10 protein-coding genes are annotated in these 10,806 nt (G+C 70.0%); 8 read left to right on the top strand and 2 right to left on the bottom strand.

Going from position 1 to position 10,806, the window contains the following annotated elements; all coding sequences use genetic code 11:
- Window positions 1-203: 203 nt before the first annotated feature.
- Window positions 204-1,706, bottom strand: a complete 1,503-nt coding sequence (locus AW273_RS33915; protein ID WP_232327731.1) for a glycoside hydrolase family 10-like protein — start codon at window positions 1,704-1,706, stop codon at window positions 204-206.
- Between the two features lie 159 nt (window positions 1,707-1,865).
- Window positions 1,866-3,983, bottom strand: coding sequence for an elongation factor G-like protein EF-G2 (locus AW273_RS33910; protein WP_062357433.1), 2,118 nt, complete (start codon window positions 3,981-3,983; stop codon window positions 1,866-1,868).
- A gap of 191 nt (window positions 3,984-4,174) precedes the next feature.
- Between AW273_RS33910 and pgsA the strand changes: the two genes are divergently transcribed.
- The 8 genes from pgsA to AW273_RS33870 all read left to right on the top strand — a co-directional run bounded on the left by pgsA (window position 4,175) and on the right by AW273_RS33870 (window position 10,799).
- The gene (gene pgsA / locus AW273_RS33905; protein ID WP_062357457.1) at window positions 4,175-4,780 is read left to right on the top strand and encodes a phosphatidylinositol phosphate synthase; all 606 of its coding nucleotides are present in this window, start codon (window positions 4,175-4,177) and stop codon (window positions 4,778-4,780) included.
- Window positions 4,767-5,681: a phosphatidylinositol mannoside acyltransferase gene (locus AW273_RS33900; RefSeq protein WP_062357431.1), complete on the top strand. Its 915-nt coding sequence runs from the start codon at window positions 4,767-4,769 to the stop codon at window positions 5,679-5,681. The genes pgsA and AW273_RS33900 overlap by 14 nt, the downstream gene beginning before the upstream one ends.
- Complete coding sequence (locus AW273_RS33895) at window positions 5,678-6,805, top strand: glycosyltransferase family 4 protein (RefSeq protein ID WP_062357428.1); 1,128 nt, start codon at window positions 5,678-5,680, stop codon at window positions 6,803-6,805. The genes AW273_RS33900 and AW273_RS33895 overlap by 4 nt, the downstream gene beginning before the upstream one ends.
- Window positions 6,802-7,329, top strand: a complete 528-nt coding sequence (locus AW273_RS37640; protein ID WP_157556434.1) for a hypothetical protein — start codon at window positions 6,802-6,804, stop codon at window positions 7,327-7,329. Before AW273_RS33895 ends, AW273_RS37640 begins: the two co-directional genes overlap by 4 nt.
- A gap of 83 nt (window positions 7,330-7,412) precedes the next feature.
- A complete protein-coding gene (locus AW273_RS33885; protein ID WP_232327730.1) occupies window positions 7,413-8,423 on the top strand; it encodes a DUF3048 domain-containing protein in 1,011 nt (336 codons plus the stop codon).
- 112 nt (window positions 8,424-8,535) lie between these two features.
- Entirely contained in the window at window positions 8,536-9,438 is a 903-nt protein-coding gene (pdxS, locus tag AW273_RS33880) for a pyridoxal 5'-phosphate synthase lyase subunit PdxS (RefSeq protein ID WP_030456898.1), read from the top strand.
- On the top strand, window positions 9,432-10,016 hold the full coding sequence (gene pdxT / locus AW273_RS33875; RefSeq protein WP_062357455.1) for a pyridoxal 5'-phosphate synthase glutaminase subunit PdxT: 585 nt from the start codon (window positions 9,432-9,434) through the stop codon (window positions 10,014-10,016). The genes pdxS and pdxT overlap by 7 nt, the downstream gene beginning before the upstream one ends.
- 3 nt (window positions 10,017-10,019) lie before the next feature.
- Entirely contained in the window at window positions 10,020-10,799 is a 780-nt protein-coding gene (locus AW273_RS33870) for a YebC/PmpR family DNA-binding transcriptional regulator (protein WP_062357422.1), read from the top strand.
- The last annotated feature ends 7 nt before the right edge of the window (window positions 10,800-10,806 follow it).

Here is a 10,806-nt window from a genome sequence, read left to right as displayed (position 1 = left end):
ACGCCGGGCCGCTGGTCAGATGGGTCGAGGTCGCCGCGATGGCGGACGCCGAGATGGCCGAGGCGAGGAAACTGCGGCGCGAGACAGCCACGTCCGATGATCCTTTCTGGCAGGACCGGGCGGACGCTACCCGGTGAGGGGGGTGCCCTCATCCTGACAGGATCAGATCATCGGACGCAATAACTGAGCAAAAACTTGCAATATCAGCCCACTCGTGCTGATGCGGGCGTGCTCTCGTTGTAGAGGCGGTCGAGCGAGGTCACCTGGTAGGCGCCGTTCGCCCGGGTCTGGAACGACGACCGGGTCGTCACCGCGACCAGCTCGCACGAGTCGCCCGACCCCCGGTAGACCGCGTAGGCGCGGGCCCCCGGCACGCCCGTCCAGGTCAGCGTGCCGCCCGCGTTGCGCAGGTTCTTCACCGGGCCGAGCGGCTTGGTGGGCAGCCCCTTGATCAGCGGCAGCAGCGCCGGGCGCTTGTAGTAGTCCTCGTCGATCCGGGTCATCACCTTCAGCGGGTTCTGCACGACCTGCTTGGCGCTGAAGTAGACGTCGCCCTTGACCTCGGGATAACGCTTGTTCACCGCCAGGTGTGACGGGATCTCGTTGGGCCGGTTCCACGCCCCGCCGGTGCCGATCTGGTAGAGCGCCTGGCCGATGTAGAGGTCGACGCCGCTGCCCTTCACCGCGTTCGCCCACCACGGCACCAGCACGTCGTAGTCGGCCGCGGCGAAGCCCCGGTTCCAGTAGAGCTGCGGGGTCAGGTAGTCGACCGTGCCGGCCTTGATCCAGGCCTTCGGGTCGGCGTAGATCGCGTCGTAGGCCGACATGCCGTTGGTCTTGGAGCCGGCCGGATCGTTGCTCTTGTTCCGCCAGATCCCGAACGGGCTGATGCCGAACTTCAGGTAGGGCTTGGCCCGGTGGACGGCCTTGTCGACCTGCGCCACGAGCTGGTTGACGTTGGCGCGCCGCCAGTCGGCCAGCGACTTGCCGTCGCGGTACTTGTTGAAGGCGGCGGTGTCGTTGAACTTCGTGCCCTGGCCCGGATAGGGGTAGAAGTAGTCGTCGAAGTGGACGCCGTCGATGTCGTAGCGGTTGACCACGTCCATGATCACCTTGGTGACGTGGTCGCGTACCGACGGAAGCCCCGGGTTGTAGTAGAGCCGCCCCTCGTGCCTGACCACCCAGCCGGGGTGCCGGCGGGCCGGATGGTCGGCCGGCAGTGAGGCGACGTCGTCGGTGTAGGAGGCCCGGTAGGGGTTGAACCAGGCGTGGAACTCCATGCCCCGCTTGTGGGCCTCGCTGATCAGGAACGGCAGCGGGTCCCAGCCCGGGTTCTTGCCGGCCTTGCCGGTCAGGTATTGCGACCAGGGTTCGAGCGACGACTTGTAGATGGCGTCGGAGGCCGGTCTGACCTGCACGAACACCGCGTTGATGCCGCGCGCGGCGGCGGTGTCGAGCATCTTGACGTATTCGGCCCGCTGCGTGGCGGGCGGCAGGCCCGCCTTCGACGGCCAGTCGATGTTCTGCGTCGTGGCGATCCACATGCCGCGCATCTGGCGCTTGGCCGCCGGGCAGACGGTCTTCTTGGCCGCGGTCTCGTAGCTGGCACGCTCCAACGCCGGGCCGGACGCCTCCGGGGCCAGCAGATATGCCCCCGCGGAAGCGGTCGCGGCCACGGCGACGCCGGCGATCAACTGTCGTTTCACTTGCCCTCCCCGAACGCGATGGCTGTCACAGTCTGGCATCGCATCGGCGATGCTTCGCCCGTATAGCGAAATTCGTCATAGGGGCGGACGTGACTCCACACAACGCGCGAGGAAATGCCCCGGCGCCGTTCAAGCGAAACGAACGGCGCCGGAAACCCCCTAATCAGCGGGGGTCGCGACCTTTTCCGCGAGGTGCGACGGCAATGGTTCATAACGCAGGAAAGCGCGGGTGAACGTTCCGGTTCCGTGTGACATCGACCGTAGATCTATTGCGTATCGGGTGATTTCCAGTTCCGGCACCTCGGCCCGGACCAGCGTCCGGCCGACCCCCACGGGCTCGGTGCCCAGCACCCGTCCGCGCCGCGACGACAGGTCGCTCATGACGTTGCCGACGTAGTCGTCGTCGACCAGGACCGACACCTCGTCGACCGGTTCGAGGAGCAGCGCCTTCACCTTCGCGGCGGCCTCGCGCAGGGCCAGCCCGCCCGCGATCTGGAACGCCATGTCGCTGGAGTCGACCGAGTGGGCCTTGCCGTCGTACAGGGTCACCCTGATGTCGACCATCGGGTAGCCGGCCACCACGCCGCGCTCCATCTGGCTCCGGACGCCCTTCTCCACCGACGGGATGAACTGGCGCGGCACCACGCCGCCGACGATCTTGTCGACGAACTCGAACCCGGAGCCCGAGGGCAGCGGCTCGATCTCCAGGTGGCAGATGGCGTACTGGCCGTGGCCGCCGGTCTGCTTGACGTTGCGGCCCATGCCCTGGGCCCGGCCGCCGAAGGTCTCGCGCAGCGGGACCCGCAGGTCGATCTTCTCCACCTCGACGCCGTGGCGCCGCGCCAGCCGGTCGAGCAGCACGTCGGCGTGGGCCTCGCCCATGCACCACAACACGAGCTGGCGGGTCTCGGCGTTGTTCTCCAGGCGCAGCGTCGGGTCTTCGGCCACCAGGCGGTTCAGCGCCTGGGAGAGCTTGTCCTCGTCGGCCTTCGACCTGGCCCTGATCGCGACGGGCAGCAGCGGCTCGGGCATCCGCCACGGCTCCATGAGCAGCGGGTCGTCCTTCTCCGACAGGGTGTCGCCGGTCTCGGCGTGGCCGAGCTTGGCCACCGCCACCACGTCGCCGGCCACGCACTTGCCCACCGGCCGCTGGGTCTTGCCGAGGGGCGAGGACAACGCGCCGACCCGCTCGTCGACGTCGTGCTCGTGCTGCGGCACGTGCCCGGAGACGTGGACGGTCATGTCGGGCCGCAGGGTGCCCGAGAAGACCCGCACCAGGCTGATGCGGCCCACGTAGGGGTCGCTGGTCGTCTTGACCACCTCGGCCACCAGGGGCCCGTCGGGGTCGCACCGGCAGACCCGCACGCTCTTGCCGTCTATGGTCGTGACCTCGGGCAGCCGGTGCTCGGGCGGGCACGGGAAGCCCTGGGTGATCACTTCGAGCAGTTCGGGCACGCCCACGCCCGGCGCGGTCGCCAGGACCGGGTAGAAGGTGCCCCGCGCGACGGCCTTCTCCAGGTCGTCGATGAGGACCTTGGTGTCGATCTCCTCGCCCGCGAGGTAGCGGTCCATGAGCGACTCGTCCTCGCTCTCCTGGATGATCCCCTCGATGAGCGCCTCGCGGTACTGCTCGATCAGCTCGGCCTGCCCGTCGTCGGGCTCCCGCTCGGTGCGGGTTCCGCCCGTGTAGTCGAACACGCGCTGCGTCAGCAGCCCCACGAGCGCCTCGCCGCCGAGCGGCAGGTAGAGCGGCGCGACGCCCTCGCCGAAGGCGTCCTGGCAGGCGGTGAGGACCTCGTCGAAGTCGGCCCGCTGATGGTCGATCTTGGTGATGACGACCGCGCGCGGCATGCCCACGCTCGCGCACTCGTCCCAGATCTGGCGGGTCAGCCCGTCGACGCCGTCGGTGGCCGCGACCACGAACAGCGCCGCGTCGGCGGCCCGCAGCCCGGCCCGCAGGTCCCCGACGAAGTCGGCGTACCCCGGCGTGTCGAGCAGGTTGATCTTTATCCCGTTGTGGGTCAGCGGCGCGAGCGCCAGGTTCACCGACCGCTGCTGGCGGACCTCGACCTCGTCGAAGTCGCTGACGGTGGTCCCGTCTTCGACCCTGCCCGTGCGCGGGATGGTGCCGGTCGCCGCGAGCAGCGCCTCCACCAGGGTCGTCTTCCCCGATCCGGAATGGCCGACGAGCACGACGTTGCGCACCATGTCCGGCTGGTCGGCCGATGGTGCCCTGCCCGCGGCTCCCGATGTCCCTCCGTTGGCCTTCTCCGCCACTTTCGCCTCCTGGATTGGAGGGGAGGCCGCAGGCCGCGTGAACGACCGGCGGCCGCCCGGCCGCCTGCTGTGACGCGCCCCGCACCCCGATCGGAAAGGCGCGTGTAACCCACCCTTAACCGTTGTGGCCCAGATCACAAGACCCTTGCGGGGAATGTGGGGGCGGGCGCATGCCCTACGATCAGACCGCCATGCTGAACGTTCTGCGTCCCGCCATGACCAGGCTCATGAGCCCGCTGGGCCGGTTCCTCGCGCGCCATGGCGTCACCCCCAACATGATCACCGCGGCCGGAACACTCGGCACGGTGGCCTCGTCCCTGTGGTTCTACCCACACGGGCAGCTCGTCGCCGGCAGCCTCGTGATCACCTTCTTCGTGCTGGCCGACCTGCTCGACGGCATCCTGGCCCGGATGACCAGGGGCTCGACCTGGGGCGCCTTCCTCGACTCGACCCTCGACCGGGTCGCCGACGCGGGCGTCTTCTCCGGCCTGATCATCTACCTGGTCCTCGACGGCCAGCGGGTGCTGGCCCTGGGCGGCCTGCTCTGCCTGGTGGGCGGCGCGGTCGTCTCCTACGCCAAGGCGCGGGCCGAGGGGCTCGGCATGACGGCCAACATCGGCATCGCCGAGCGCGGAGAGCGACTGCTCGTCGTCCTCGTGGTGGCCTTCCTCGACGGATTGGGCGTGCCGTACGTTCTGGCTGTGGGTCTTTGGGGGCTGGCGCTGGCCAGCGTGATCACCGTGGGGCAGCGTATGCACGTCGTCTACAAGCAGGCGGTGCAGCATGACGCTCGCTGACCGGATCGTCGCGTCCGCCTACACGGTCGGCTGGGCCATCGTCCGGTTCGTCCCGGAGAAGGCGGCCGCCTTCGTGTTCCGGCAGATCGCCGACGTCATGTGGCGGCGCCAGGGCAGGTCGGTCAGACGCCTGGAGTCCAACCTGGCCAAGGTGACCGGCCGCGAGGGGGAGTCGCTGCGGGAGTTGTCCCGGGCGGGCCTGCGGTCCTACATGCGCTACTGGATGGAGATCTTCCGGCTCCCGGCGATGGACCCGAAGAAGATCCACGCCCGCACCCGCGCCGTCGGCGGCGACTACCTCATGGAGACCATCGCCGAGGGCCGGGGCGTCGTGATCGCGCTGCCCCACATGGGCAACTGGGACGCCGCCGGGGTCTGGCTCGTGCAGTGCGGCCACCCGTTCACGACCGTGATGGAGCGGCTCGAACCCGAGTCGCTGTTCGAGCGGTTCGTCGCCTTCCGCACCGCCATCGGCATGGAGGTGCTGCCGCTCACCAAGCAGGGCGGCGGCAGCGCCCAGGCGTTCGGCACCCTCGCCCAGCGCATGCGGGCGGGCAGGGTCGCCTGCCTCCCGGCCGACCGCGACCTCACCGACAGCGGGATCGAGGTCGACTTCTTCGGCCGCCGCACCCGCATGGCCGCCGGACCGGCGCTGCTGGCGCTCCAGACCGGGGCCGCGCTGGTGCCCGTGACCATCTGGTTCGACGGCGACGGGTGGGGTTTAGACGTTCATCCGGAAGTGCCCGTGCCGGCCGAGGGGACCCGGCAGGAGAAGGTCACCGAGCTCACCCAGGGCATGGCCGACGCCTTCGAGAAGGGCATCGCGGAACACCCCGACGACTGGCACATGCTCCAGCGGCTGTGGCTCGAAGACCTGGAGCCGAGGGAGCCCCGGCCGTGAGGATCGGGATCGTCTGCCCCTACATGTGGGACGTCCCGGGCGGGGTGCAGGCCCACGTGCGCGATCTGGCCGAGGCGCTGATCGACGACGGGCACCGGGTCTCGGTCATGGCGCCCGCCGGCGACGACGCGCCGCTCCCGGCCTACGTGGTGTCGGCCGGGCGGGCCGTGCCGGTGCCCTACAACGGGTCGGTGGCCCGGCTGACCTTCGGGTTCCTGTCGGCCAACCGGGTCCGCAAGTGGATCCGCGAGGGCCGGTTCGACGTGCTCCACGTCCACGAGCCGGCCGTGCCGTCGGTCGGCCTGCTGGCCTGCTGGGTGGCGCGCGGCCCGATCGTGGCGACCTTCCACGCCTCCTACGAGCGCTCGCGGGCCGTCTCGGTGACCGCGCCCGTGCTCCACACCGCCCTGGAGAAGATCACCGGCCGGATCGCCGTCTCCGACGCGGCCCGCAAGACCCTGGTCGAGCACATGGGCGGCGACGCCGTGCTGATCCCCAACGGGGTCACCGTCGACCGCTACGCCGAGGCCGAGCCCCTCCCGGGCTGGGGCCCCGACGGGACCGTCCTGGGCTTCCTCGGGCGGATGGACGAACCCCGCAAGGGCCTGGCCGTGCTGCTGGAGGCGTTCACGAAGCTGGCGGAGGAGCGGCCCGGCGTGCGGCTGCTGGTCGCCGGGCCGGGCGACGCCGACGACGTCTACGCCAGGCTCCCGAGGAACCTGCACGACCGCGTCGGCCTGCTCGGCATGGTCAGCGAGGCCGACAAGATCCGCGCCCTCCACTCCGTCGACGTCTTCGTCGCCCCCAACCTGGGCGGCGAGAGCTTCGGCATCGTGCTGACCGAGGCCATGTCGGCGGGCGCGACCATCCTGGCCAGCGACATCCCGGCCTTCCGCAGGGTGCTGGGCGACGGCCAGGCCGGGGCCCTGTTCGCCACCGGCGACGCCGCCGCGCTGGCCCGCGAGGCGGCCCGGCTGCTCGACGACCCGCGGCGCCGGGCCGAATACTCCGACGAGGCCCGGCTCGCCGTCCGCAAATACGACTGGTCGACCGTCGCCCGCGACGTCCTGCGGGTCTACGAGACCGTCGCCGGCGTCCCCGTCGGCGTGGAGGACGAGTGGTGAACACCACGGTCATCCTGGTCGTCGGCGTGGTGATCGTGCTGACGGCCGTCTACATCTCGTGGCGGGCCGGGCGGCTCGACCGGTTGCACATCCGCCTGGAGACCGCCCACGCCGCCCTCGACGCCGCCCTCCTGCGGCGGGCCGCGGTCAGCCTGGAGCTGGCGGGCTCGCGGCTGCTCGACCCCGCCACGTCGCTGGTGCTGGCGGCGGCGGCCCACGAGGCGCGTACGGCCGGCCCCGACGAGCGCGAGCACGCCGAGAGCGACCTGTCGCGCACCCTCAGGGCGGTCGTCGACCAGGAGACCTTCGCCGAGAAGGTGCAGGCCCCCGAGTTGCTGGCCGAGCTCGACGCCGCGGTGGCCAAGGTCGTCTACTCGCGCCGGTTCTACAACAACGCCGTCGACGTCACCCGGGTCGCCCAGCGCCGTTTCCTGGCCCGGGTGCTGCGGCTGGCCGGGCACACGCCCTACCCCGATTTCTTCGACATCGACGACGACCCTCCCAAGGCCATGGCGGGCGCCTGACCCGACTTGACGGACTCTGACCGATTTGCCAGCCGACGCCGGTAAGCTGGCGCCGATTTTTCGGGACTCGGGAGGAGTTGTCCGTGCGGGCACATCGGATGGGCGTTCTCATGCTCGCGGCGGCGACACTGCTGACCGGGGCGTGCTCGTCGGGGGGCGAAGGTGGCAACCCCGGCACGACGCCGCAGGCCGCCGATGTCGCGGCGTCGGCCTCGCCGAGCAAGCCGCCGGAGCACCCCTTCACCGGCATGCCGGTGGCCGCGCGCAAGCCGGTGCTCGCCGTCAAGATCGAGAACACCCACTCGGGCAAGCCGCAGATCGGCGTGAAGTCCGCCGACATCGTCTACGTGGAGCAGGTCGAGGGCGGCCTGACCCGGCTGATGGCGATCTTCTCCTCCAAGCTGCCCAAGGAGGTCGGCCCGGTCCGCTCGGCCCGCATCTCCGACCTGCACATCCTGCCGATGTTCGGCAAGCCCGCCCTGGCCTACTCGGGCGTGCAGACCAAGATGATCCCGTTCGTCCAGCAGGCGTCGCTGGTCGACGTCTCCGACAGCTCGGCCCCCGGCGCCTACTTCCGCTACCCGGGCCGGGTCGCCCCCTACAACCTGGTCGGCCGCCCCGCCCAGCTCCTCAAGCAGGCCAAGGCGACCAGGGCGAAGGACATCGGGTTCACCTTCTCCGACGAGGCCCCGGAGGGCGGCAAGCCGACGCGGCGCTACACGGTGAAGTATCCGGCGGCGACCTTCACCTTCCAGTGGAACGCGACCGCGAAGAAGTGGGCCGTCATCCAGGACGGCGAGAAGGACATGGCCGCCGAGGGCGGCCAGATCGCCCCCGCTACCGTGGTCGTGCAGTACACCAAGACCGAGCGGTCGCAGTTCCACGACTTCACCGGCAGCTACACGCCGTTGGTCCACTCGACCGGCAAGGGCACCGGCGTCGTGCTGCGCGACGGTCAGGCCTACAAGGTCAGGTGGCAGCGCCCGACGGAGGAGGACGGGACCACGTTCACGCTGGCCGACGGCAGCCCGATGCCTTTCGCCCGCGGCCAGGTCTGGGTGGTGCTGGCGTCCAGGACGCCGATCGCTCCGTAGACGGACTGTCCGGTCCGGCCTGTCTTTCCGTACGAAATGGACTGTCGTTTTGGTTCGCTCAGGCGCCTAATATAGAACCAATTCACCTTGTCCCCTCGAGTGAGGTAGCGCCGTGTCCAGCCCCGAAACGACCCCGTCCGTCGGCACCGCACGCGTGAAGCGCGGCATGGCCGAGATGCTCAAGGGCGGCGTGATCATGGACGTCGTCACGCCCGACCAGGCCAAGATCGCCGAAGACGCGGGCGCGGTCGCCGTCATGGCCCTGGAGCGGGTGCCCGCCGACATCCGCGCGCAGGGCGGCGTGTCCCGGATGAGCGACCCCGACATGATCGACGGCATCATCTCCGCCGTCTCGATCCCGGTCATGGCCAAGGCGCGCATCGGCCACTTCGCCGAGGCCCAGGTCCTGCAGTCGCTCGGCGTCGACTACGTCGACGAGTCCGAGGTGCTCACCCCGGCCGACTACGCCAACCACATCGACAAGTGGCGCTTCACCGTGCCGTTCGTGTGCGGCGCCACCAACCTGGGCGAGGCCCTGCGCCGCATCACCGAGGGGGCGGCCATGATCCGCTCCAAGGGCGAGGCCGGCACCGGCGACGTCTCCAACGCCGTCACCCACATGCGCACCATCCGCGCCGAGCTCAAGCGCCTCTCCTCGCTGCCCGAAGACGAGCTCTACGTCGCGGCCAAGGAGCTGCAGGCCCCCTACGAGCTGGTCGCCGAGGTCGCCCGCGAGGGCAAGCTGCCGGTCGTGCTGTTCACCGCGGGCGGCATCGCCACCCCGGCCGACGCCGCGATGATGATGCAGCTCGGCGCCGAGGGCGTGTTCGTCGGCTCGGGCATCTTCAAGTCGGGCAACCCCGCCCAGCGGGCCGCCGCGATCGTCAAGGCCACCACGTTCTTCGACGACCCCGACGTGATCGCCAAGGTCTCGCGCGGCCTCGGCGAGGCCATGGTCGGCATCAACGTCGACGACATTCCCGTGCCCCACCGCCTGGCCGAGCGCGGCTGGTGAGCACACCCACGATCGGCGTGCTCGCGCTCCAGGGCGACGTCCGCGAGCACGCCCGTTCCCTGGTGGAGTCGGGCGCCGTGGCGGTGGCGGTGCGCCGTCCCGAGGAGCTCGACCAGGTCGACGCCCTGGTCATCCCGGGCGGCGAGTCGACCACGATGTGGAAGCTCGCGGTGGCCTTCGAGATGTTCGACCCCATCCAGCAGCGGGTGAAGGCGGGCATGCCCGCCTACGGCTCCTGCGCCGGCATGATCATGCTGGCCGACCGCATCGAGGGCGGCATCGAGGGCCAGCAGACCCTCGGCGGCCTCGACATGGTCGTACGCCGCAACGCCTTCGGGCGCCAGGTCGACTCCTTCGAGTACGATCTGGACCTCCCGGGGATTCAGGGCTTCCGGGCGATCTTCATCCGGGCGCCCTGGGTCGAGTCCGTCGGAAACGATGTCGAAGTGCTGGCCCGCGCCGGGGATAGGATCGTCGCGGTCCGCCAAGGCCCGTTGCTCGCCACCTCGTTCCATCCGGAACTGACCGGCGACGCGCGGGTCCATTCGTATTTCGTTGAGATGGTAAGGGAGCTCTAGCCGATGTCCGGCCACTCCAAATGGGCGACGACGAAGCACAAGAAGGCCGCGCTCGACGCCAAGCGCGGGAAGCTGTTCGCCAAGCTCATCAAGAACATCGAAGTGGCGGCCAGGACCGGTGGCCCCGATCCTGACGGCAACCCGACCCTCTTCGACGCCATCACCAAGGCGCGCAAGAGCTCGGTCCCGGTCGACAACATCGAGCGCGCCCGCAAGCGCGGCGGCGGCCTGGAGGCCGGTGGCGCCGACTGGCAGACGATCATGTACGAGGGCTACGGCCCCAGCGGCGTCGCCATGCTCATCGAGTGCCTCACCGACAACCGCAACCGCGCGGCCTCCGAGGTCCGGGTCGCGCTGACCCGCAACGGCGGCTCGCTGGCCGACCCCAACTCGGTGTCCTACATGTTCAACCGCAAGGGCGTCATCCTGGTGCCCAAGCTGGTGTCAGAGACCAAGGCCGGCCGCGTCGAGCTCACCGAAGACCAGGTCCTCGAAGTGGTCCTCGAAGCGGGCGCCGAAGAGGTCAACGACCTGGGCGAGTCGTTCGAGATCGTGACCGAGGCCAGCGACCTCGTGCCGGTCCGCAAGGCCCTCCAGGAGGCCGGCATCGACTACGACTCGGCCGACAGCAGCTTCCTGCCGACGATCAACGTCCCGGTCGACGAAGACACGGCCCGCAAGGTCTTCAAGCTGATCGACGCGCTCGAAGACAGCGACGACGTGCAGAACGTCTACGCCAACGCCGACGTCTCCGACGAGATCCTGGCCAAGCTCGACGCCTGAAACCGGC

This window comes from Herbidospora yilanensis (assembly GCF_001570565.1).
In the GTDB taxonomy this organism is placed as follows: Bacteria; Actinomycetota; Actinomycetes; order Streptosporangiales; family Streptosporangiaceae; genus Herbidospora; species Herbidospora yilanensis.
This window is presented reverse-complemented; position numbering and strand designations above follow the sequence as displayed.